Source organism: Janthinobacterium sp. Ant5-2-1, from assembly GCF_001445815.1.
Lineage (GTDB): Bacteria > Pseudomonadota > Gammaproteobacteria > Burkholderiales > Burkholderiaceae_D > Janthinobacterium > Janthinobacterium lividum_E.
This window is the reverse complement of sequence record NZ_LNCE01000045.1, coordinates 36,750-58,626: the sequence shown is the minus strand read 5'-3', so window position 1 is coordinate 58,626 and position 21,877 is coordinate 36,750. Positions and strand designations below refer to the sequence as shown.

The window sequence follows — 21,877 nt, the reverse complement described above, 5'->3', positions numbered from 1 at the left end:
CCGAGCCCGGTGCGGCGCAGATCGCGGGGCATGTGCCGACGCCGCCCGGCGTGACATTGCAGGCCCCTCCCGGGCCGGCATAACACGCGCCGCCGGGGCCTGCGTAGCGGGGGCCTCCGGGGCCTGCATACATGGCACCGCCAGGCCCCGCGTACAAAGGCCCTCCCGGCCCGGCGTAGCAGGAACCTCCCGGCGCCGCACAAGTGACAGGCGCCGTGGGAATGCCGGCGCATCCGAAAAGACCACCTGCCAATAACGCCAATCCCGCCAAGCTGAGTATTTTCATCAAATGTATCTCCTGGATCATTGAGCAAAGCCGAAACTGACATACTATACGGTGCAGTTTTCGCTGCACATCAACGGCTGGATGCGGAATGCAACAAAGACAATGAGCATGCCCGATTGATGTCGTGTCTTCGGATTTCAACCATTCCGTGCAGACGATTTGCCGGATCTTGGCCTCGTTTCTGCCGCGAATGGCCGGCAACGCACCGGCCGGTTATTCTTGACCGTCATGGGAGGGTCATGTCCAAACCGACCATCCTGACAATGAAGAAGGTGACGAGTCCCAGGCCCATGAGCAATAGCACGAAGCCTGCGACCACCTTGCCGCTCGCGCGCAGCACGGCGCGATTCTGCTTCGCCTTGTCCTTGTCCTTCTTCCCTTGGTCGTAATGCCACTTGATGGCGAAGAACATGCCCGTGCCGAGCACGAGAGCCTTGAATGTAACGAAGACTATAGGGGTCCAATCCATCATTTGAGTATTTCCAGTCTATTACTTGACACTACCTATCGCGAGGGGCACTCCCTCAAAACACTGCTTCAGCAGTTGCTGTCCCAACCTTTTTTTCAATTATCCCCCAGGCATCCTGTTTGACTCTTTCATTATAGCTAGCCATGAAATAACAAGGGCATCGGGCGCAGTGATGTGCCGAATGCGGAGGAGCGAGGAGAAAACGTCAGCGACCGCCATGCAAGGATGGTGTTGCTGCACGTTCTGATGCATACTACATTAAAACAATCTCCATACATTGAGACAAAATGTCCCAGTTGAAAACCATACAAGATGAACATTTGCCACTCTGGTTGCCGCGCTTGGCCGTGCACGGAGGGCCACGTTTTTTGCAGATTGCCGATGCATTGCAGGCGGCGGTGGCAGACGGATCGTTGAGACCGGGCGACCGTCTGCCACCGCAGCGCCACCTGGCAGCACAGCTGGAAGTCGACCTGACGACGATCACGCGCGCTTACGACGAAGCGAGGCGCCGCAACTTGCTGGAAGGCCGCGGTGCTCGCGGCACGTATGTCGCGGCGCCGAAGGTCGAATTGACCGCCATCCTCGACCTCTCCATGAATACCCCGCCACCGCCCGCTGGCGTGGACTTCGACGACATGTTGAAACAAGGTTTGTCTCAAGTACTGATGCGGGCAGATAATGAATTGCTGATGACCTACCACCTGGGCGGGGGAAGCGACTCCGACCGCAAGGCTGGCGCCACATGGCTGGCGCCGATGTTTGGCCATCTGGATGCGCGGCAGGTCGTTGTCTGTCCCGGTGCGCAAGCGGCGATCGCCGCATTGATCCTGGCGCTGACGGAGCCTGGCGACGTCATCCTGGCAGAGCCAACCAGTTATCCCGGCTTGCGGGCCGCAGCGGCCCAATTCGGCCGGCACATCATTGCGGTGCAAGCGGACAAGCACGGGATGGTGCCCGAGATGCTTGAGGAGGCGTGCCGCCAGCACAAGCCCCGGCTGATCTACCTCAATCCGACATTGCAGAATCCGACTGCCATCACCATGCCGGAACGCCGGCGCAAGGAGCTTGCCAGCATCGCGCAGCGCTGCGACGTACGCATCGTCGAGGACGATCCCTACTGGCTGCTTGCCGATGCTCCGCCACCGCCTGTCGCCACGTTTGCCCCGGAACAGGTGCTCTACATCTCCACCCTGTCGAAATGCCTGACACCCGGCTTGCGTGTCGCCTTCGTGCTGATACGCGATCCGGAGGAACGCGAGCGTTTCCTGGTCGCGCTCAGGTCATTTGCGCTGATGGTCGCGCCTCTGACGGCGGCACTGGCCACGCAGTGGATACTCGACGGTTCGGCTGACGGATTGCTGGAAGGCGTACGCAAGGAGGCGCGCCTGCGCCACCGGATGGCCCGCGATATTCTGGCGGGGCGCTACAGCGGCGCGGGAGACGGTCTGCATGTATGGATCGAGTTGCCGGCGTATTGGCACTCTTCGCAGCTTGCGCGTGCAGCCGCCAGCTACGGCATCGCCGTCACGCCGGCGGAGGCATTCGCCACTGGCGGCGACTCCGTGAATGCCATCCGGATCTCCCTGGGCAGCATCAAGGACCGTGGACGCTTGCAGGCGGGTCTTCAACGGCTGTCTCAGCTGCTTGCGCGGCGGCCCGAGTCGCTCAGCGCTGCCGTGGTTTAACTGTCAGGAGCCACTTCCTTTTCTCCAGAAGCATCCTGGCATCAAGCCGCCATTTCCCTCGCCAGTGTCAACACCAGTTCCTCCGCCCCCATTTCCCGCGCCAGCGGCGCGCCCTGGCCGGCCCACTGTGCGGCAAATTCGCTGTTGCCGTGCTGGCTGGCCAGCCCGTTCAATTGTTTGGCGGCATCGTAGGCGACGGGATAGTCGGCTGGCGGCGGGCTGCCTGGCGCTTCGCCGTATTCAATTAGACGGTTTACCATGCCGCGCGCCAGGCGGCCCGAAAGTACGCTGGTCAGGCGGGTGGACGCCGCCCGTTCGCTTTTCAGGTTGGCCCGGTAGCCTGCATTGGCCGACGATTCCGGGCATAGCAGGAACGCCGTGCCCAGCTGGGCGGCCGCGGCGCCCAGGTCCAGCGCGGCGCGGATGCCGGCACCATCCATGATGCCGCCGGCGGCGATGAGGGGCAGGGCGGTGCGTCCTGCCAGCAGGCGCAGCAGCACGCTTGTGCTGTGGCGCTCGTCCGGCGCATGCGGGTCGAAAACGCCGCGATGGCCGCCCGCTTCCACGCCTTGCGCCACGATGGCGTCGACGCCCGCCTGTTCGATCAGGGCCGCTTCGCGCAGATTCGTGGCCGTGGCCAGCGTGTAGATGCCGGCCTGGCGCAGGGCGGCAATCTGCTGCTGCGTCGGCAAGCCGAAATGAAAGCTGACGACGGCGGGGCGCTGTTCCAGCAACAGGTCGAATGCCGCCTCATTGCCGATGAACGTTTCGTAGATTTCCTCGAGCGCCACGGGCACGGCCGCGCCCAGCTCCGCAAACAGAGGCGCCAGATGGGCCAGCCAGGCCGCTTCGCGCCGCGCATCCCTGACCGCCGGCGCATGGCAAAACACATTCACATTGAAGGGACGGTGCGTCAGCGCGCGCGTGTCGGCGATCATCTGGCGGGCCTGCGCCACGGTGCCCGAGCCGATGGCCAGCGAGCCGAGGCCGCCCGCGTTCGAGACGGCGGCGGCCATGCGCGGCGTGGAGATGCCTGCCATCGGCGCCTGGATGATCGGCAACTGCAAGCCGAGGCGGCCGAGGAAGCGCTGGATTGAACTCATGGTGTTTCCTTCACGAAGTTAAGGCGGCTGTACAGTATTCGTATTTGGAGAATATAATATCACAATCATTTTCATATAAAGAATACGATGGATACCGAATCATTGCGGATTTTTTGCTCCGTCGCCAGTGAGCTGAGCGTGACCCAGGCTGCGGCCAGGCTGGGCCGCGCGCCATCCAGCGTCACCACGCGCATCCAGCAGCTGGAAGCCGATATCGGCGCGGAACTGTTCGTGCGCACGAATAAACGCATGGCCCTGACGGCGGCCGGCGAGCGTTTTCTCGAGTATGCGCAGCGTTTGCTGGCGCTGGCGGAGGAAGCGCGGCACGTCGTCACGGGCGGGCGCGAGGGCGGCACCTTGCGCGTCGGCAGCATGGAAAGCACGGCGGCCAGCCGCTTGCCGGCGCTGCTGGCCGCGTACCACGGCCGCTATCCGGCGACGCGCCTGGCGCTGAGCACGGGGCCGTCGCGTCCCCTGATCGAGCAAGTGCGCACGGGCTTGCTTGACTGCGCCTTCGTGGCCTTGCCGCCAGCGTTCGGCGGCGCCGCCGCCCTGGAAGAGCTGGGCCTCGCATCGACGGCCGTGTGGCGAGAAGAGTTGTGCTTGCTGCTGCCAGCCAGCGAAGCGCAGGCGCGCCGCGCCTCGGACGTGCGCACGCGCTCGCTGGCGGCCTTCCCGCAGGGCTGCACCTACCGCGGCATCGCGGAGGAAATGCTGGGCGTGGCGGGCAGCACGCAATGGCAGGTGCAGGAAATGAGCTCATATCACACGATGATCGCCTGCGTGGCGGCCGGCGCTTGCGTGACCTTGCTGCCGGCCAGCGTGCTGGCGCTGTCGGACGCGCCGGCCACCTTGACAACCCTGCCCGCAGGGGCAATTGACACCGTGCTGGTGTGGCGCGCGGGATTCGACGTGCCCGCCTTCCAGCATTTGCTGGCGCAAGTGGGCGAGGCGGCGGCATGAGCGCGGCGGCCAGGCTGCGCGCGGCCATCGCCGCGGCCGTCATCCTCGCCATCGGCATGGGCTTTGGCCGCTTTGCTTTCACGGCCATCTATCCGCACATGGTCGAGGAAGGCGTCTTGAGCTTGCGCGACGGCAGCCTGGCCGCCTCGGCCAACTATGCCGGCTATTTGCTGGGCGCCGTCCTGGCCATGCGCGCGCGTGCCCACAGCGCGCACCGGCTGTGCCTGTGGTCGGTGGCCGGCACGGCGCTGTGCCTGGGCGTGCTGGCCTTGACTATGCCCGTCTGGCTCATCGTGACGGTGCGTGGCGTGGCCGGCGTCTTCAGCGCCCTGGCCATGGTGGCCGCGTCGTTATGGCTGCTGGTGCAGCGCGGCCATGGTCGCGGCGCGCCGCTGCTGTATGCGGGCGTGGGCGCCGGCATCGCCGTGTCGGCCGAATTGCTGGTGCTGGCGTCGCACCTGGGCTGGCGCAGCGCCGGCATGTGGCTGCTGCTGGCCGGCGTCACCGTGCTGGCGGGGCTGGCGGCCGCGCCAGCCATTGCCGCCAGCGGCCAGGCAACCCTGGCCGCACCGGCGCAAGCCGCCGCATCGTCCCTGGCGCCCGTCGCGCCGTGGCCGCTCGTGCTGATCTACGGGCTGGCGGGATTTGGTTATATCGTCACGGCCACGTATTTGCCCGTGCTGGTCGGCGCGGCCTTGCCCGGGCTGAACTCCGCCCACGTGTGGGCCGTGTTCGGCCTCGGGGCGGCGCCGTCGTGCTTCCTGTGGCACCGACTGCACGAGCGACTTGGCACGCGCCAGGCATTGAGGCTCAATTTGCTGCTGCAGGCGCTAGGCGTGGCCTTGCCCGTGCTGGCGCCCTCGGCCGCCGGCTATCTGCTCAGCGCCATCCTCGTCGGCGGCACGTTTGTCGGCACGGTGACCATCGCCATGCCGGCCGCGCAGCGGGCCGCCGTCAAGGCGGGCACCAACATGATGGCCTTCATGACGGTGGTGTATGGCATCGGCCAGATCATCGGCCCCGTGCTGGCCGGCAGCCTGTATGCGCAGTCGCACAGTTTCAACAGTGCGTTATTGGCGGCGGCTGGCGCGCTGCTGCTGGCGATTATCGTCAGCCTGCGGTTGTAAAAATCAGAGATCGAATGCGCAGCGCATGAAGTCGCGGCGCAGCGCATTGATCCTGTCGAACTCGCGCGTGTAATACAGTTTGTTCGTCAGCAGCACGGCATAGCGGCCGCGCCGGGGGCTGAGCCACATGGCCGTGCCCGTGAAGCCCAGGTGGCACCAGACGTCGTCTTGCGGCCCGGTGCCTGCCGCCGGATGCCAGAACAGGCCGCGCGAGGGCTGCAGCTCGCCCGTCTGTACCCTCAGCGATTCCCTCACCCAGGCGGCGTCAAACACATCGCCATGCGGAGTCAGCATCGCCCGCAGGAAGCGCTCCAGGTCCGGCACATTGGAAAACAGGCCGGCAATGCCGCACACGCCGCCCAGCAGCCGGGTTGAAAAATCATGCACGACGCCACACAGGTGGGCGCCCGCCTGCTCGCAGAATTCGGTCGGCGCGATCAGCTGGCCGTGCCGTGGCGCCACGGGACCGTAGCCCGTGGCGGTCATGCCCAGCGGCTGCAGCACATGTTCGGCAAGGGCCACGTCCAGCGGCATGCCCAGCAGCCGCTCGATGACCAGGCCGAGGATCAGGGCCGCGCGGTCCGTGTATTCCACGGCCTGGCCTGGTATGCCTTCCAGCGGCTCGCGCAGCACGCCGCGCACGATATCGTCGTACACCTCGCCATAGCTGGCGCGCAAGCGGGCGCGCAGCGGCAGGCCGGCAGTGTGGGTGAGCAGCTGGAAAACCGTGATCGGCGCCAGCGCGTAGCTTGCCGTGCCGGGCAAGACGTCGGCGAGCCGGCTGTCCAGCCCCAGGCGTTTCTGCTTCACCAGCTGGCCGACCAGCGACCACACGCTGATGATCTTCGTCAGCGACGCGATGTCGAACAATGTGTCGACCTGCATGGCGGCGCTGGAAGGTTCGGGCGTGAGCCGTCCGGCCGCGCTCGTAACGTGGTGGTCCAGGGTGCCCACGGCCCAGGCCGCGCCTGGAAAAATATGTTCGCGTACGCCGGCTTCCACCAGCGCTGTCAATTGCTCTGTAAGGTTGCTTATCTGCATGATGATTGTGCCGTGTTTATCTTGTTATCGTCTGTCGCTGCCACGCCCAGCCACCTCGCCACCGACTGCGCCACCCAGGTCCCCTCGTCGAGCGGCAAGTCGTGGCCCGCGCCGCCGTGGATCAAACAGTCCGCCTGCCAGGCGCGGGCCAGGCGCTGCGAGCAGCGGTGGTCGACCAATCGGTCCAGCGCGCCGGCCATCACCAGCACGGGCATGGCCGGGCGGATTGCCGGGGCGCGGTAGCGGGCGGCCGACAGCAACTGGCGCAGCGCGTTGCGCCGGCTGACCGGGAATTGCTGCTGGTAGCTGAGCCACTCGGCCAGCAGGGTGGGGTTGCCGCCAGCATGCCGCTGGCTGGTCAGACGCAGGATCAGACTTTCCTGGCTGCGCGGGTCGCCAAAGATCAATTGTCGCAGCAGGGCGCCATAGTTTTGCCAGCGCAAGCGCCGGTAAAACGGATTGAACGGCCGCATGCTGGTGTTGATCAGTACGCAGCGGGCGATTTCCTGCGGGTAGCGGTGAGCCCATTCGACGGCCACCATGCCGCCCAGCGACAGGGCCAGCAAGTGGTACGGCGCCGGGATGCCGCGCGCCTGCAATTGCTGGCGGCAGTCTTCCACCATGGCGGCCACGCGGGTGGCGCTGTCCTGCGCGTGGCGCGTGCCGTTGCCGGGCAGGTTGGGCGTGACGATGTGGGCGCCGGGTAGGGCGCGCGCCAGGGTGGCGGGAAAACTGCCCCAGTGGCGCTGTTCGCGCATCAGGCCGCGCAGCAGGACCCAGGTGTGCGCGCCGCTCATGATTCATACCATTGCGCCAGGGCGCGCCGGCGCTGCGCCTTGCGCAGCAAGCCTTCCGGCATCCAGCGGCCGTGGCTGCTGGCGGCGCGCATGAGGAAATCGAACCAGACTAGGTGGCGCCGCAGCACGCGCTGCAGGCGGTGCGCGGCCGTGGGGTTGAAGATGCTGACGCGGTTGAACAGCTGGCGCGGGTTTTTCTTGACCCAGCGCCATGAACCCATTTCCAGGGTCAGCGGCAGGAACACGCGTCCGCTGTAGCTCGTGCCGTTCAGGTACAGATAGTCCCACAGGTCGCCATGGGTGCGGTATTGCCGGCTTTGCGGCTCGAACACATAGTTGTGATTGGGATAGCTCTGGCTGAACAGCTCTTCCAGCGCGCCGATCTCGGCCAGGTGGGCTATGGGCACCTTGGTATGCGCATGGGGAAACCAGATGCGGTCGCGCAAGCCGAAACCGGAATGGCAATCGAGGGCGATGCTGAACTGGCGCGACAGCAGTTCGCGCTCGACGAGGTCGCACACGGCCTGGCTTTCCACCTCCATCGGTCCCCCGGCAGCGCCCCGATACCAGGGCAGGCGGGCGCTGTAGCGCTGTCCACCGAGCATGAACGGCACTTTTTCGCGCGCGCTCAATGGCGCATTGCGCATCAGGTCCACGCCCTGCGGATTGCAGCGCGTCGCTTGCCACATGCCGCCCGGATTGACCAGCGGCATGAACACGAGGCGCATGCTTTCCAGCTGCTGGTGCAAGGTGGCGTCCCAGCGCAGGCGCGCGATCAGGCTTTCCAAAAAGGATAGCAGCACTTGCGTGCCGATGCGTTCGAGACCGTGGATGCCGCCGAAAAAGCCCAGCACGGGCACGTCGGGGCTGGGATTGCCCATGGCGATCGAGTACACGGGAAACTCGCGCCCATCCATGGCGATGCTGCAGGGCGCGGCCACTTCCAGGTGGCTGCCGCCCTCGTCGATGAGGCGCTTCAGCATGACCAGCTCGGGCAGATTCTTTTCGATCATCAGGCGTCTGAATGGGAAAGTAGCAGCCAGTGTAGCCGAAATCACGGCCGCGCCAGACGTCCCGCATGGCGAAATTTGCGCACTGCGCCATGTCACGAAGCCGTCATGTTTGCCGTGTATTTTATTGCCGCCGAGACAAGGCTGCTTGCCCCGCCATGCCATCGCTCTTCCTGTCGACAGGGGCGCCTGAACGTTCGTTCGCGTACAGACGCGTAGGAATCGGGTCGTCATTCTGGTGCTTCGGGCCTGCATGCGCCCACCCAGCCAGTCCACAGCCAGGAGGAAGCGCGAGATGACAGAGTTCCATCAAATCAATGCCGGCAGGCGCGGCTTGCTGATCGCCGGTGCGCTGTCGGCCACGGCCGCGGCCGTGCCCGGTGTGGCAGGAGCGGCGGGGGCGGCGCAGGCCGTCAGCACGAGCGGCCAGACGCAACCAGTCCTGATGAAAGTGAGCCTCGACGTCAACGGCCAGCGCCACAGCCTGGAACTCGACACGCGCACCACCTTGCTCGACGCCTTGCGCGAACATCTGCAGCTGACGGGCACCAAGAAGGGCTGCGACCACGGCCAGTGCGGCGCCTGCACCGTCATGCTCCACGGCCAGCGCATCAATGCCTGCTTGACTCTTGCGGTGATGCATGACGGCGCCAAGGTCACCACCATCGAGGGGCTGGGCACGCCGGAGAAATTGCATCCGATGCAGGCTGCCTTCATCGCGCACGACGGCTACCAGTGCGGCTATTGCACCCCGGGGCAGATCTGCTCGGCCGTCGCCGCGCTGGGCGAAATCCGCCAGGGCATCCCCAGCCACGTCAGCGTGGACTTGAACGCGGCCCCGCAGGCGACGCCGGAAGAATTGCGCGAACGCATGAGCGGCAACATCTGCCGCTGCGGCGCCTACTCCAACATCATCGAAGCGATCACCGAGGTGGCGGGGAGGCCGGCATGAGGGTATTCAGCTACCAGAAGGCCGCCTCGCCGGCCGAAGCGGCGGCCGCCGCCGTGAACACACCGGGCGCCCGCTTCATCGCGGGCGGCACGAATCTGCTCGACCTGATGAAGCTGGAAATCGAGACGCCCGCGCATCTGATCGACGTCAATGGCCTTGCATTGGATAAAGTGGAGACCACGGCCGACGGCGGCTTGCGCATCGGCGCCCTCGTGCGCAACACTGCCTTGGCCGCGCACGCCACGGTGCGGCGCGACTATGCCGTGCTGTCGCGCGCCTTGCTGGCCGGCGCTTCGGCGCAGCTGCGCAACAAGGCGACGACGGCCGGCAACCTGCTGCAGCGCACGCGCTGCCCGTATTTCTATGACACGAACCAGGCCTGCAACAAGCGCGTGCCGGGCAGCGGCTGCTCGGCCATAGTCGGCTTCAGCCGGCCGCTCGCGATTGTGGGCGGCAGCGAGGCCTGCATCGCCACGCATCCGAGCGACATGGCCGTGGCCATGCGCGTGCTCGACGCCGCCATCGATACGGTGCGGGCCGACGGCGCCGTGCGCAGCATCCCCATCGCCGACTTTTACCGTTTGCCGGGCAACACGCCGCACGTGGAAACCGTGCTGCAGCCGGGCGAACTGATCACCAGCGTGACCTTGCCCCGGCCCGTTGGCGGCACGCATGTCTACCGCAAGGTGCGCGACCGGGCCTCGTACGCGTTCGCGCTCGTATCCGTGGCGGCCATCATCTTGCCCAATGGCACGGGCAGGCTGGCCTTGGGCGGCGTCGCGCCGCAACCGTGGAGAATTTCTGGCGCCGAGCAGGCGATGCCCGAGGGCGCCGCCGCCGTCAGCGAACGCCTGCTGGCCGGCGCCAGGCCGACTGACGACAACGCCTTTAAGGTGACCCTGGCGCAGCGCACGATTGCCTCGGTGCTGGCTGAAGCACAAGCAAAGAAAGGCTAGGGCCATGAAATTTACGACACCTGCGACCACCAATCCCATCGACCAGCTGAAAGTCGTGGGCCGTCCCACGGACCGTATCGACGGCCCCCTGAAAACCACGGGCACGGCGCCGTACGCGTACGAGCAGAACAAGGCCGCGCCGCATGCGGCCTACGGCCATGTCGTCGGCGCGGCGATTGCCAAGGGGCGCATCGCGTCGATCGACACCAGCGCCGCGCGGCGTGCGCCGGGCGTGCTGGCCGTGGTGACGGCGGAATCGGCGGGCAAGCTGGGCAAAGGCAAGATGAACACGGCAAAGTTGTTGGGTGGGCCGGATATTGAACATTACCACCAGGCCATCGCGCTGGTGGTGGCGGAAACCTTCGAGCAAGCCCGCTCGGCCGCGCAGCTGCTCGATGTGAAATATGTCGAGCAGCAGGGCGCTTTCGACTTGGCCAAGGCCAAAGGCGGCGCCGCCAAGCCGAAGGAGGGCAAGCCTGACAGCCGTGCGGGCAACTTCGCCGGCGCCTTTGCCCATGCTCCCGTGCGCCTGGACGCCACCTACACGACGCCCGACCAGTCGCACGCCATGATGGAGCCGCACGCCTCGATTGCCGCGTGGGAAGGCGACAAGGTGACGGTGTGGACGGCGAACCAGATGGTGGACTGGGGCCGCGGCGACCTGGCCCGCACGCTTGGCATTGCGAAGGACAAGGTGCGCATCGTGTCGCCGTATATCGGCGGCGGTTTCGGCGGCAAGCTGTTCGTGCGCGCGGAAGCCTTGCTGGCGGCGCTGGGTGCACGCGCGGCGCAGCGTCCCGTCAAGGTCGCCCTGACGCGGCCCTTGATGATCAACAACACGACGCACCGGCCCGCCACCATCCAGCGCCTGCGCATCGGCGCCACGCGCGATGGCAAGATCACGGCCATCGGCCATGAATCGTGGTCCGGCGACCTCAAGGGAGGCCAGCCGGAAACGGCCGTGATGCAGACGCGGCTGCTGTATGCGGGGCCCAACCGCATGACGGCCATGCGCCTGGCCGTGCTCGACCTGCCGGAAGGCAACGCCATGCGCGCGCCGGGCGAAGCGCCGGGGATGATGGCGCTGGAAATCGCCATGGACGAGATGGCGGACAAGCTGAAAATGGACCCCATCGTCTTCCGCATCCTGAACGACACGAAAGTGGACCCGGAAAAGCCGAGCAGGCCGTTTTCCCAGCGCCGCCTGATCGACTGCCTGCGCACGGGCGCCGTGGAATTCGGCTGGAAAGAACGGCAAAGCCAGCCCGGCATGCGGCGAGACGGCCGCTGGCTCGTGGGCATGGGCGTGGCCGCCGCCTTCCGCAACAACCTCGTCATGCAGTCCGCCGCCCGCGTGCGCCTGGACGGCAACGGCATCGTGACGGTGGAAACGGACATGACGGACATCGGTACGGGCAGTTACACCATCATTGCGCAGACGGCGGCGGAAATGCTGGGCGTGACCTTGAACAAGGTGGTCGTGCGCCTGGGCGACTCGGATTTCCCCGTCTCGGCCGGTTCGGGCGGACAGTGGGGCGGCAACAGTTCCACGGCCGGCGTGTACGCGGCCTGCGTGCGCCTGCGCCAGGCCATCGCCGCCAAGCTGGGCTTCGATGAGAAGGAGGCGCGCTTTTCCGATGGGCAAGTGAGCCAGGGCGAGCGCAGCGTGCCGCTTGCTGCCGCCGCCTACCATGGCGACGTCGTCGCGGAAGACCATATGGAATACGGCGACCTCGATAAAAAATTCCAGCAATCGACGTTCGGCGCCCATTTCGTGGAAGTGGGCGTGGACAGCGACACGGGCGAAGTGCGCGTGCGTCGCATGCTGGCCGTGTGCGCGGCCGGCCGCATCCTGAACCCGAAAGCGGCCCGCAGCCAGGTGATCGGCGCCATGACCATGGGCGTGGGCGCGGCCCTGATGGAAGAGCTGGTGGTCGACCAGCGCCGCGGCTTCTTCGTCAACCATGACCTGGCCAGCTACGAAGTGCCCGTGCACGCCGACATTCCGCACCAGGACGTCATCTTCCTCGATGAAACAGACCCGATGTCTTCGCCCATGAAAGCCAAGGGCGTGGGTGAACTGGGCATCTGCGGCGTGGCGGCGGCCATCGCGAACGCCGTCTACAACGCCACCGGCGTGCGCGTGCGCGACTATCCGGTGACCTTGGACAAGCTGATAGTCAAGTTCGATAAAAAGCTGACGGCGTAGACTTGCCGGCTGGGAGACTATTTCACAAGATTGCTATTCATCACTATTTCTCGTATTTTTATTTCAAAATAGTAGTGAAGGGCGCTGTCTTCGCTGAACTGGTTTTCCAGCACAATCACATCGACATCTTTTTCAGGGAAATAGACTTTGATCGATGCGAATCCCAAGCCTTTTCCGGAGTGTCCTATGTATTTGACGGGGGTCTTGTCGCTGACATACACGCCGTAACCATAGCCATTTTTCTCGCTGCCGAAGGCAACATGCTGGCTCGATATGTCGTAACTCGTCATCAGCTTATAGCTTGCCGGCTTCAAGATTTTCCCCTGGTGAAGTTTTTCATCCCAGATAGCCAGGTCTGTGGCATTTGACACGATTCCCCCGGCCGGAATGAAGTCCACCCAGCCCTTTCCCTGAACGGGATGCTGCTTCAATTCAAATGTATTGTTTGCATTGACATAACCATTGATGACCTTATTGTTTTTATCTTCCTCATAGCAAAAACTGTTGTGCATTCCCAGTTCTTTGAACAAGTCATTCGCCGCTTCGATATACGTCTTCCCGCTGGTTTTCTCAAAAATATTGCCCAGCATTGTATAGGCTGTCACGCCATACAAAAAACCCGTTCCGGGGGCAAAACTGAGCGGCTTGTCAATCTCAGTGATTCCTGCCGAAAAGTTGAGCAATTGATGCACCGTCACTTGGTCGGCCCAGGCCTGCGGTAAATCAGGCAGGTATCGCCGGACGGGACTTTGCAAGTCTATTTTGCCGTTTTCAACTTCCCTTAAAACCAGGACAGCCGTCATTTGCTTGCTGTTCGACATGATCCTGAAATTGTCTTCTGGCGTTAATGGCGTCTTATTCTCAAAATCGGAATAGCCGAAGGCTTTCGAGTATTTCGTTTTTCCATGTTGGGTGATCAGAACCACCCCATTAAAAGGTCTTGGGCTTGTTTGCCGTATCAGACGGTCAATTTTGGCAGTGTAGTCATCTGCCTTTTCTGCCGGTGAATGAGCGGCAGCTTGCGCATGCACGAATGTGGCGATGGCCAATAAAAAAGTCACGATTGAAAAAATCGTTTTTCTATCAGTGCGAGGAGTTTTCATGGGAATGTCGTGGCTTGGTTGATTATTTTCAGGCAAGCGCTGAACCGCTTGTGCGAGGATGCTATCCGCGTCGCTGATGACCTTGCCCACGCGGCCGTACACCTGCATGATTGCCTTGGCCTGCATGCATGCGCAGGAAAGCGTTGCTAAGTAATCCTCAGGAAATTATTGTGAATTACTTAGTGTATGACAAGAACAGCGAAAGTCGAAGACATGCCGCAGATCCTGCAATATAATGAGAATCATTATCATTAAAGCCGCCGGATCCGCTCTTGTCTGCCTTGCCTTTCCCCTCGAATGACGCCACCCTGGCCGCCATCCTGTTTTCGGGCCACCAGGGCTGGCTGCTGCAGCGCTTGCTGTTGCGCTTGCGTAACCGGGCGGAAGCGGAAGATGTGGCCTCGGAAACCTTTGTGCGCGTGCTGCATGCGGGGCGATTGTCCGCCATCCGCGAGCCGCGCGCGTATCTCACGACGGTCGCGAAAAGCGTCTTGCTGCAGCAGTGGCGGCGGCGCGATATCGAGCAGGCTTATCTTGAGAGTCTGGCGCTGCTGCCGGAGGCCGTCCAGCCGTCGCCCGAGGAACGCGCCGTGCTGCTCGAAGCGCTGGAGCGGCTGTCGCGCGCGCTCGATACCTTGTCCGCCAAGGCGCGCAGCGCTTTCCTGATGAGCCAGCTCGATGGCCTCACGTATGCGCAGATCGCGGCGCAATTGGGCGTGTCGGCCAGCATGGTGCGCCAGTACATGGCGCAAGGCTTGCGCTGCTGCCTGGCCGCCGCGGACCCGGCATGAGCATGTCCGCTGCGGTGCAGGACGCGGCCATTGGCTGGCTGGTCGAGCTCAGTTCGGGCGAGGCGGACGCGGCCCAGCATCAGGCCTTTGCCCGCTGGCTGGCCGCCGATGCGCGCCATGCGGCCGCGTGGCGCGCTCTGGGACTGGCCGTCGAGCACAGCGTCGGCCCGCTGCAGGCGGCGGGCGGGGCGGGGACTGTCGGGCAAACCCTGGCGCGCGCCGCGCAACATGACAACAAGCGGCGGCAGTTGCTGCAGGGCGCCCTGTGCCTGGCGGGCGCGGCCTTCGGCGGCGCCTGGCTGCTGCGCGGCAGCCCGTTCTTGCCGGACTGGAGCGCGGACCTGCATACGGCCACGGCGAAGCGGGGCCGCTACACGCTGGCCGACGGCAGCGTGCTGACTTTGGACGCCCGTTCCTCGGCCGATAGCGATGTCACCCATGAACACCGCCATGTCACCTTGCGCCAGGGCCAGCTGCTGGCCAGGGTGGCGCATGCGGCAAACGCGCCATTCCTGCTGCGCAGCGCGCACGGCACGGTGACGGCGCCGGGCGGCGAGCTGATGCTGCGGCGCGAAGCGCACGCCACCGTGGCGCTGGCCGTGCGGGGCGATTTCGACGTGCGTCCGGCCGGCAAAGGCCTGGCGCGCGTGCTGCGCCAGGGCCAGACGGCGCGTTTCGATGCGGACCGCCTGACGATGCTGCCCGGCATGGCGGCAGGGCAGGCGACGGCGTGGGAGCAGGGCTTGCTGGTGGCCGTCGACCAGCCGCTGGGCGAAGTCGTGGCCGCCTTGCGGCCGTACCGCCACGGCTACATTGACATCACGGCGCAGGCGGCGGCGCTGCGCGTGTCCGGCAACTACTCGCTCGACGACAGCGCAGCGACCTTGCTGGCGCTGGCCGAAACCCTGCCCGTCACCTTGCGCCAGGGTCCCGGCGGCTGGTGGACGGGCCTCGATGTGAAGCGGGCCTGAATTATTTTTGCGCCGGCACTGTCACTTTTGACGCGCCGCGACTCATACCTGGTGTAGCCCCACTTTTCCTTCACCACAAGATAGAGTCCCAGCATGCCACCATTGTTGATGCGCCAGATTCCCCTGGCTGTAATGTTACTTTCCTGCGCCGCGCCCGCCGTCCTGGCGCAAACGCCATCGGTCCAAATGGCGCCAGCCACCGTGCGCTACGACGTGCCGGCCCAGCCGCTGAACGCCAGCCTGATCGCCATTGCCAGCCGCGGCGGCGTGCGCATTTCCATCGATGCGGACCTGGCGCGCGGCGCCGGCGGCGCGGCCGTGCACGGCGATTTCACGGCGCAGCAAGCCTTGCGCCGCGCCTTGCAGGGCACGCAGCTGGCCTTGCTCAAGACCGATAGCGGCGTCTATACCGTGCAAGCGGCGGCGTCACAGGCGGCCGCCGTCCAGCTTGACGCCACGATGCCGGAAGTGGTCATCACCACCAATTACCTGGGCCAGGTGACGGAAGACACGGGTTCTTATACGACGGGCGCCGTCAGCACGGCCAACCGCTTGGTGCTGTCGCCGCGCGAGACGCCGCACGCGGTCAGCGTCGTCACGCGCCAGCAGATGGACGATTTCGGCCTGGTGCAGCTGAGCGAAGTACTCAACCACACGCCGGGCGTGTACGTGCAGCACATCGACAGCGAGCGCACGATTTACTATGCGCGCGGTTTTTCGCTCGACAATTTCAGCTACGACGGCTTGCCGTGGACGCGCGACGCTTCGCTGAACCTGGGCGAGTCCCTGGCCAATATGGACCTGTACGACCGGGTCGAGGTGCTGAAGGGCGCGAATGCGCTGATGAGCGGCGCCGGCACGCCGGGCGCCACGGTCAACCTGATCCGCAAGAAGCCCACGCGCGAATGGCGCGCGCTGGCCGACCTCTCGGCTGGGTCGTGGAGCAATTACCGCGGCATGGCGGACGTGGGCGGCCCCTTGAACGACAGCGGCAGCGTGCGTGCGCGCGCCGTGGCGTCGTACCAGGACAAGCATTCATTTGTCGACCGCTATCAGCGCCGCTCCGAACTGGCCTATGGCACGGTGGAGGCGGACCTGTCGCCGCGCACCTTGCTGACCGTGGGCGCCGACTACCAGCACACGGTGCCGCGCAACAGCGATTGGGGCGGCGCACCCCTGTTCGACGCGGACGGCAAGCGTTTCACCATGCCCCGCTCGTTCAACGGCGCACCCACCTGGAGCACGCAGCAGACGCAAGCGAAATCCGTCTTCGCCTCGCTTGAACACACCTTTGACAATGGCTGGCTGGCGAATGTGCGCCTGATCCACCAGGCCAATGCCCTGTACGCGCCCGTCGCCTACCTTGACGGCTTCCCGAAGGCGGACGGCAGTGGCACCTCCGTCACGGCGCGCCAGTACAACAGCGACGCCACCAGCAATGGCCTGGACGTGTACGCCAAGGGGCCGTTCACCTTGCTGGGCCGCACGCATGAAATGGTGGTGGGCGCGAATGCCTACCGCAAGCAATCGGACGACGTCTTCAGCCCGTATTCCTTCATCAAGGTCGATAATATCTATACTTACCGGGGCATAGTCGCTGAGCCGAAGTGGGAACTGGACACGGCGCGCGAAGTCATCCGCCAGAAGGCCGTGTATGCGACGGGCCGCTTTTCGCTGCCGCAGGGCGTGCACGTGATACTGGGCGGGCGCCTGTCGTCCTACGTCAACCCAACGGCCGGGATCGATGAAGCGTTGGTCTTTACGCCGTATGCGGGCCTGACGTGGGACTTCGCGCCAAACCTGACGGCGTTTGCCAGCTACAGCGACATCTTCAGTCCGCAAAACAGCCGCGACGTCGACAACAAGACGCTCGACCCCGTGCTGGGCAAGAATATCGAGGCGGGCGTGAAGGGCGTGTTCCTCAACGGCCGCCTGAACGCCAGCGCGGCCGCTTTCGAGGTGCGCCAGGATAACTTTGCCGAGTCTGTCGACGCCGTGAACAAGGTGACGGGCATGGACGCCTACCGCGCCATCGACGGCGTGCGCTCGCGCGGCGTGGAGCTGGAAGTGTCGGGCCACCTGATGCCGGGCTGGCAATTGCAGGCCGGCTACACGCACAAGATCGCGCGCGACGCGGCCGGCAAGGTCAATACCCTGGCGCCCGAAGACCAGCTCAGCCTGTACAGCACCTGGCAGCCGATGCCGCGCCTGACGGTGGGCGGCGGCGCCCGCCGGCAATCGCGCACCTGGCAACAAACCCGGGCCGTGCGGGGCGGCACCACCACCGTGCACCAGGGCTCGTATGCCGTGCTCGACGCCATGGCGCGCTACCAGGTCTCCGATCGCCTGGCCCTGTCGCTGAACCTCAATAACCTGGGCGACCGCAGCTACTACGGCATCAGCACGGGCCGCAGGGTCAGTTACGGCGATCCGCGCAATGCGATGCTGAGTTTGAACTACCGCTATTGATTGTGGCTTGGGCGGCGCCAGCCGGGTTGCCTGAACACATGTTGCGCGGGTGACAATTGGAGATCATTGCGACGCGCGCAGTCAGTACACTGGCTTGGCAGAATCGTCTGCCAATACGGGAAAGGGGGCGGCGTCCGGCGCGCCAAGCTGACATGCTGTTGTTGTATGCGGCCGCATCATTGCAGGCAAGTCCTGCCGCGGCGCGCTCCTGTCGTGCTATTCCCTCCAGCAAGAGCCACCATGAACCCCATCACCCTGCAAAACATCGCCCAAGCCCTGTGGATGAAAGACTATGATGCCAGCAAGATTCCTCCCGATCTGTTGCGGCGCATAGAGAGCGCCGCCAATAGCGAAGCGGCGTATGCCGACCGTTTTCTGCTGCGCCTGCAGCAACTGGAGGACCATCAACTGTCCTTCGTGCAGGAGCGCACGGAGCGCTATGCCTTGCTGCGTCAGCACTTGCTGCAGACAAAGGCGATGAGCCCGCGCGAGTTTTATGCCAGCTGCCTGTTCCTCGGGCCGGAATCGAATACGGGCTATGCGCCAGTTCCCCTCGACCCGCAGTTTTCCTTCCCGCAAATTGATTTGCCTCAACTGCAATACCAGCTGGGCTGGCATTTTTTTGTCGGCAATTTTACGGATGCCGGCGGCCATCACTACAGCGTCGAGCTGATGTTCTGGCAATACGCGTTGCTGCCGCCGCTGCTGGCCGCCGAACTGGGCCTGAGCGATATTGAAAACCAGTCGCTCGAGATGCACCTGGCGATCTGCGATCCGCAGACGGGCCTGCAGTACCGCGCCAACACGGTGGTCGTGGCCGGCACCACGGGCCTCGTCGAAGTGGAGGCCAAGCCGTTTGCCTACCGCATCGGGCGCAACGCCATCGAAGGACTCGAGGCGGGCGGCAGCCTGTTTCCCGTGCGCCTGCAGGCGCGCGGCTGGGACATGGGCAAGCCCGTCGATGTGGAATTCGGCATCGATATCTCGCTGGATAATCCCAAGGGCTATTTCATGCAGGGAGACGGCGGCTGCTCGCCCAGCATTGATGGACTGGGAACCTTGTATTACTCGGCATCGCTGCTCAAGCTGCGTCCGGGCGCCGCGAATGTGATTACCATTGACGGCAAACGCATCGAATTGACGGATGGCAGCATGTGGTACGACCATCAATGGACGGCGGGTTTCATGCCGAAAGGCGGCGCCCAGCATGCGGTGCTGCGCGCCGCCGCCAACCTGACGCCGGCGCCGCCTGGCGGATGGGACTGGTTTGAAGTGCAGTTCCAGGCCGGACTGGCACCAGGCTTGCAGGAAGTGCAGATGACGATCTCCGCGCTGCACTCGCTGGACAACGAGCAGTTCTATTGGCAGACGGGGCCGACGCCGCCGAAGCCCATGACGGCCAAATTCAATGGCAAGTACATCGACGCCGACAACGCCACCCTGGACCTGACGGGTACCATGACCGTGACGGCCTGGGTCAAGGACGACACTTCGCCCAACCCCGCCGTGTATCCGGCGACGGACACCTGGTACCCCGCGCATTACCAGTTTTCCATCGACCAGCAACTGCCGCAGCGCCTGCGCGCCTTTACCCTGGAGCCATTGATCGCCACGGGCCAGTCGGGCTTTTTCGGCACCGGCCTGCAATACACGGAAGGCGGCGCCATCGCCCGTGACGCGGCTGGCGCGGAGATCGGCCGCGGCTTTGCCGAAGGCACGAACTGGGCGCATTCGGCCGATACCGTCGTCAGCGCTGCCGGGCTGGCCCCCAACGAGCAGACGCGCGCCTTGCTCGATCCGGTGCCCCCATCGGCGCAGCTGGTGGAGCAAAGCCAGGCCTACGTGTATACCAACGCGGACGAGCTGAAAGCGATCCTCGCCGCAGCCAGGGGCATGGTCTAGTCATGCCAGCCAGGGCGCCCGCTTGCGGGGCCGCCCTGGCGTAGTGACTGCCGCTGGCCTATCGATACAGCATTTCCATTGAGTGAAGGCAAGGTGCGTTTTTTTGGCGAGTTTCCTCCATACTACGCCTGAACGTATTTTTCGCCGCGTCATGCCAGCGGCAGCCACTTTTATTTTTGGACATGTATATGGATTTAAGCCACCACGCCGCCGTCGTCAATTGCGAAGCGTATCGCGACGGCAAGAAGATCGCCCATTTCGACATCGACAAGGTGGGCGACTTTCTCGGCGACCCCGATTGTTTCGTCTGGATCGGCATGGCCAGCCCCGACGCCACCGCCATGCAGGCGCTGCAATCGGCGTTCGGTCTGCACGAGCTGGCCGTCGAGGATGCGCAGGGCGCGCACGAGCGGCCCAAGCTGGAAGAGTACGGTGACACCCTGTTCATGGTGATGCACACGGCCACCCTGGACGGCGAGGCCATCGTCTATGGCGAAACCCACGTCTTTCTCGGCCCCCGCTTCATCATCACGGTGCGCCATGGTCCTTCCGCCGGCTATGCGAAGCTGCGCGAGCGCAAGGAAAGCGTGCCCGAGAAACTGGCCAGCGGCCCCGGCTACGTGCTGTATTCCATCATCGATTTCATCGTCGACCAGTACCAGCCCTGCATCGACCATTTGCAGGCCCGCTTCCAGCACTACGAACTGCAGCTGTTCAAGCCCAGTTTGAGCGAAGACAAGCTGCAGGATTTCTACCAGCTCAAGACGGAGCTGCTCAAGCTCGACGCGGCCGTCAATCCCCTGCACGACATCTGCACCCAGCTGATCCGTTTTCATGGCGACATCGTGCCCAAGGAAAACCGCATCTATTACCGCGACATTCTCGACCACGTCAAACGGGTCACGCACACGGCGGGGCAGATGCGCGAGCTGGTCAACTCGGCCATGCAGGTGGCGCTGGGGCAAATCTCGATCCGTCAGAACGAGGTCGTCAAGCGCCTGGCCGCCTGGGCCGCCATCCTGGCCGTGCCCACCATGGTCTTCAGCCTGTACGGCATGAACTTCGAATTCATGCCGGAACTGAAGTGGCGCGGCAGCTATCCTGCCGTGATCGTCGTCATCATCGCCGGCTGCGTCTGGCTGCACCGGCGCCTGAAGCGCGAAGGGTGGCTGTAGGCAGCAGCCTTATTCGCCGGCCACCGCGCCTGCCGCCTCGAGTATCAGCGCCGCCACTTCGACGGGGCGCGAAGCCAGCGACGCGTGGCTGGCATTCAGGCTGATGATTTTCCGCGCATTCAGCCGCGCCGCCATGCGCTCCTGATTGACGGGGGAAATCATGCGGTCGGCAGTGGAAACCTGGTACCAGCTGGGTTTGTGCTTCCAGGCCGGGTCGCTGACGGTGTCGCCGAAGGTGCTGGCCAGCGGCGCTTTCTGCACCACGCCCAGCACGGCGCCTTCTTCCGCGTCGAGGTCCTGGCAAAAGCTGTCATGGTATTGCTCGGGTTTCACCCACAGGTAGCCGTCGCTGTCGCCCTCCAGGCTGGCCGCGCCGATGGGCGGGTGTTCCTGCGTGATGCTGCCCGGGCTTTCGCCCGCATCGGGCGCGAAGGCGGCGATGTAGACGAGGCCCACGATATTCGGCGCATTGCCAGCCACGCTGATGACGGCGCCGCCGTAGGAGTGTCCCACCAGCAATACCGGTCCATCGACCTGCGCCACCATCTTGCGCGTGCGTTCGGCATCGTCGGCCAGGGACGTCAACGGCAGTTCGACGGCGCGGATGGCCGTGTGGCCCTGGCGCCGCAATTCGACAATGACGCGGCTCCAGTGGGCGGCGCCGCCCCAGAAACCGTGGACGAGGACGATGGTGGCTTGCTTGCTCATGCGAATACTCCTTGTGGCGGTGGCGCTGACAGGGGAGGCGGCATGAGCCGCGCGGCCTGTCAGCAGGCGGCCGCGCAGTGTCCAGCCTGGCTATTGTAGGCCGTTCCCCGGCTGCACGCGTCGCTTGTTGAATGAGCAATCCCGGTTAAAATATCGC

18 protein-coding genes are annotated in these 21,877 nt (G+C 64.6%); 11 read left to right on the top strand and 7 right to left on the bottom strand.

What is annotated here, in order from left to right:
* Positions 1 to 512: 512 nt before the first annotated feature.
* Complete coding sequence (locus ASN89_RS14855) at positions 513 to 758, bottom strand: hypothetical protein (RefSeq protein ID WP_046685013.1); 246 nt, start codon at positions 756 to 758, stop codon at positions 513 to 515.
* Between the two features lie 284 nt (positions 759 to 1,042).
* On the opposite strand from ASN89_RS14855, the gene ASN89_RS14850 reads away from it, so the two are divergent.
* Entirely contained in the window at positions 1,043 to 2,443 is a 1,401-nt protein-coding gene (locus ASN89_RS14850; RefSeq protein ID WP_200969045.1) for a PLP-dependent aminotransferase family protein, read from the top strand.
* A 41-nt stretch (positions 2,444 to 2,484) separates the two neighbouring features.
* Here ASN89_RS14850 and ASN89_RS14845 read toward each other — a convergent pair whose 3' ends face one another.
* Positions 2,485 to 3,546: an NAD(P)H-dependent flavin oxidoreductase gene (locus ASN89_RS14845; RefSeq protein WP_058049794.1), complete on the bottom strand. Its 1,062-nt coding sequence runs from the start codon at positions 3,544 to 3,546 to the stop codon at positions 2,485 to 2,487.
* A gap of 87 nt (positions 3,547 to 3,633) precedes the next feature.
* Here ASN89_RS14845 and ASN89_RS14840 point away from each other — a divergent pair, with 87 nt between their 5' ends.
* Together ASN89_RS14840 and ASN89_RS14835 are read left to right on the top strand one after the other, a co-directional pair.
* Positions 3,634 to 4,509, top strand: coding sequence for a LysR family transcriptional regulator (locus ASN89_RS14840; protein WP_058049793.1), 876 nt, complete (start codon positions 3,634 to 3,636; stop codon positions 4,507 to 4,509).
* Positions 4,506 to 5,636 carry a YbfB/YjiJ family MFS transporter gene (locus tag ASN89_RS14835; protein ID WP_058049792.1) on the top strand — a complete coding sequence of 377 codons (1,131 nt, stop codon included), beginning with the start codon at positions 4,506 to 4,508 and terminating at the stop codon, positions 5,634 to 5,636. The genes ASN89_RS14840 and ASN89_RS14835 overlap by 4 nt, the downstream gene beginning before the upstream one ends.
* Positions 5,637 to 5,639: 3 nt before the next feature.
* On the opposite strand, the gene ASN89_RS14830 is transcribed toward ASN89_RS14835, so the two are convergent.
* From ASN89_RS14830 to ASN89_RS14820, 3 genes are read right to left on the bottom strand one after another with little or no spacing between them, the layout of a single operon-like run.
* A complete protein-coding gene (locus ASN89_RS14830; RefSeq protein ID WP_152988576.1) occupies positions 5,640 to 6,677 on the bottom strand; it encodes a serine hydrolase domain-containing protein in 1,038 nt (345 codons plus the stop codon).
* A complete protein-coding gene (locus tag ASN89_RS14825; RefSeq protein ID WP_058049791.1) occupies positions 6,668 to 7,474 on the bottom strand; it encodes an alpha/beta fold hydrolase in 807 nt (268 codons plus the stop codon). The genes ASN89_RS14830 and ASN89_RS14825 overlap by 10 nt, the downstream gene beginning before the upstream one ends.
* Positions 7,471 to 8,487, bottom strand: a complete 1,017-nt coding sequence (locus ASN89_RS14820) for a M14 family zinc carboxypeptidase (protein ID WP_058049790.1) — start codon at positions 8,485 to 8,487, stop codon at positions 7,471 to 7,473. Before ASN89_RS14820 ends, ASN89_RS14825 begins: the two co-directional genes overlap by 4 nt.
* 292 nt (positions 8,488 to 8,779) lie before the next feature.
* On the opposite strand from ASN89_RS14820, the gene paoA reads away from it, so the two are divergent.
* The 3 genes from paoA to paoC are packed head-to-tail and all read left to right on the top strand — an operon-like array spanning position 8,780 to position 12,601.
* Positions 8,780 to 9,436 (top strand): aldehyde dehydrogenase iron-sulfur subunit PaoA, encoded by a 657-nt coding sequence (gene paoA, locus ASN89_RS14815; protein WP_058049789.1) that lies wholly within the window; start codon positions 8,780 to 8,782, stop codon positions 9,434 to 9,436.
* On the top strand, positions 9,433 to 10,392 hold the full coding sequence (locus ASN89_RS14810) for an FAD binding domain-containing protein (protein WP_058049788.1): 960 nt from the start codon (positions 9,433 to 9,435) through the stop codon (positions 10,390 to 10,392). The genes paoA and ASN89_RS14810 overlap by 4 nt, the downstream gene beginning before the upstream one ends.
* A 4-nt stretch (positions 10,393 to 10,396) precedes the next feature.
* Positions 10,397 to 12,601: an aldehyde oxidoreductase molybdenum-binding subunit PaoC gene (paoC, locus tag ASN89_RS14805; protein ID WP_058049787.1), complete on the top strand. Its 2,205-nt coding sequence runs from the start codon at positions 10,397 to 10,399 to the stop codon at positions 12,599 to 12,601.
* Between the two features lie 17 nt (positions 12,602 to 12,618).
* Here the strand turns inward: paoC and ASN89_RS14800 are convergent, their stop codons facing one another.
* A complete protein-coding gene (locus ASN89_RS14800; RefSeq protein WP_200969043.1) occupies positions 12,619 to 13,830 on the bottom strand; it encodes a serine hydrolase domain-containing protein in 1,212 nt (403 codons plus the stop codon).
* 146 nt (positions 13,831 to 13,976) lie between these two features.
* Here ASN89_RS14800 and ASN89_RS14795 point away from each other — a divergent pair, with 146 nt between their 5' ends.
* The 5 genes from ASN89_RS14795 (at position 13,977) to corA (ending at position 21,012) form a co-directional block, all read left to right on the top strand.
* Positions 13,977 to 14,495, top strand: coding sequence for a sigma-70 family RNA polymerase sigma factor (locus ASN89_RS14795; RefSeq protein WP_058049786.1), 519 nt, complete (start codon positions 13,977 to 13,979; stop codon positions 14,493 to 14,495).
* A complete protein-coding gene (locus ASN89_RS14790) occupies positions 14,492 to 15,466 on the top strand; it encodes a FecR family protein (protein ID WP_082654583.1) in 975 nt (324 codons plus the stop codon). The genes ASN89_RS14795 and ASN89_RS14790 overlap by 4 nt, the downstream gene beginning before the upstream one ends.
* 93 nt (positions 15,467 to 15,559) lie before the next feature.
* A complete protein-coding gene (locus tag ASN89_RS14785) occupies positions 15,560 to 17,935 on the top strand; it encodes a TonB-dependent siderophore receptor (RefSeq protein WP_082654582.1) in 2,376 nt (791 codons plus the stop codon).
* A 240-nt stretch (positions 17,936 to 18,175) separates the two neighbouring features.
* Positions 18,176 to 19,837, top strand: a complete 1,662-nt coding sequence (locus ASN89_RS14780; RefSeq protein WP_058049783.1) for a lipocalin-like domain-containing protein — start codon at positions 18,176 to 18,178, stop codon at positions 19,835 to 19,837.
* Between the two features lie 188 nt (positions 19,838 to 20,025).
* Complete coding sequence (corA, locus tag ASN89_RS14775; protein ID WP_046685547.1) at positions 20,026 to 21,012, top strand: magnesium/cobalt transporter CorA; 987 nt, start codon at positions 20,026 to 20,028, stop codon at positions 21,010 to 21,012.
* A gap of 9 nt (positions 21,013 to 21,021) precedes the next feature.
* On the opposite strand, the gene ASN89_RS14770 is transcribed toward corA, so the two are convergent.
* On the bottom strand, positions 21,022 to 21,720 hold the full coding sequence (locus tag ASN89_RS14770) for an alpha/beta hydrolase (protein ID WP_058049782.1): 699 nt from the start codon (positions 21,718 to 21,720) through the stop codon (positions 21,022 to 21,024).
* Positions 21,721 to 21,877: the final 157 nt, after the last annotated feature.

Coding starts and splice junctions, on each gene's coding strand:
- ASN89_RS14825 (WP_058049791.1), bottom strand. CDS start 7,474: ATGAGCGGCGCGCACACCTGGGTCCTGCTGCGCGGCCTGATGCGCGAA.
- ASN89_RS14835 (WP_058049792.1), top strand. CDS start 4,506: ATGAGCGCGGCGGCCAGGCTGCGCGCGGCCATCGCCGCGGCCGTCATC.
- ASN89_RS14855 (WP_046685013.1), bottom strand. CDS start 758: ATGATGGATTGGACCCCTATAGTCTTCGTTACATTCAAGGCTCTCGTG.
- paoC (WP_058049787.1), top strand. CDS start 10,397: ATGAAATTTACGACACCTGCGACCACCAATCCCATCGACCAGCTGAAA.
- ASN89_RS14770 (WP_058049782.1), bottom strand. CDS start 21,720: ATGAGCAAGCAAGCCACCATCGTCCTCGTCCACGGTTTCTGGGGCGGC.
- ASN89_RS14780 (WP_058049783.1), top strand. CDS start 18,176: ATGAACCCCATCACCCTGCAAAACATCGCCCAAGCCCTGTGGATGAAA.
- ASN89_RS14790 (WP_082654583.1), top strand. CDS start 14,492: ATGAGCATGTCCGCTGCGGTGCAGGACGCGGCCATTGGCTGGCTGGTC.
- ASN89_RS14820 (WP_058049790.1), bottom strand. CDS start 8,487: ATGATCGAAAAGAATCTGCCCGAGCTGGTCATGCTGAAGCGCCTCATC.
- ASN89_RS14840 (WP_058049793.1), top strand. CDS start 3,634: ATGGATACCGAATCATTGCGGATTTTTTGCTCCGTCGCCAGTGAGCTG.
- ASN89_RS14850 (WP_200969045.1), top strand. CDS start 1,043: ATGTCCCAGTTGAAAACCATACAAGATGAACATTTGCCACTCTGGTTG.
- ASN89_RS14800 (WP_200969043.1), bottom strand. CDS start 13,830: ATGCAGGCCAAGGCAATCATGCAGGTGTACGGCCGCGTGGGCAAGGTC.
- ASN89_RS14830 (WP_152988576.1), bottom strand. CDS start 6,677: ATGCAGATAAGCAACCTTACAGAGCAATTGACAGCGCTGGTGGAAGCC.
- paoA (WP_058049789.1), top strand. CDS start 8,780: ATGACAGAGTTCCATCAAATCAATGCCGGCAGGCGCGGCTTGCTGATC.
- ASN89_RS14785 (WP_082654582.1), top strand. CDS start 15,560: ATGCCACCATTGTTGATGCGCCAGATTCCCCTGGCTGTAATGTTACTT.
- ASN89_RS14810 (WP_058049788.1), top strand. CDS start 9,433: ATGAGGGTATTCAGCTACCAGAAGGCCGCCTCGCCGGCCGAAGCGGCG.
- corA (WP_046685547.1), top strand. CDS start 20,026: ATGGATTTAAGCCACCACGCCGCCGTCGTCAATTGCGAAGCGTATCGC.
- ASN89_RS14845 (WP_058049794.1), bottom strand. CDS start 3,546: ATGAGTTCAATCCAGCGCTTCCTCGGCCGCCTCGGCTTGCAGTTGCCG.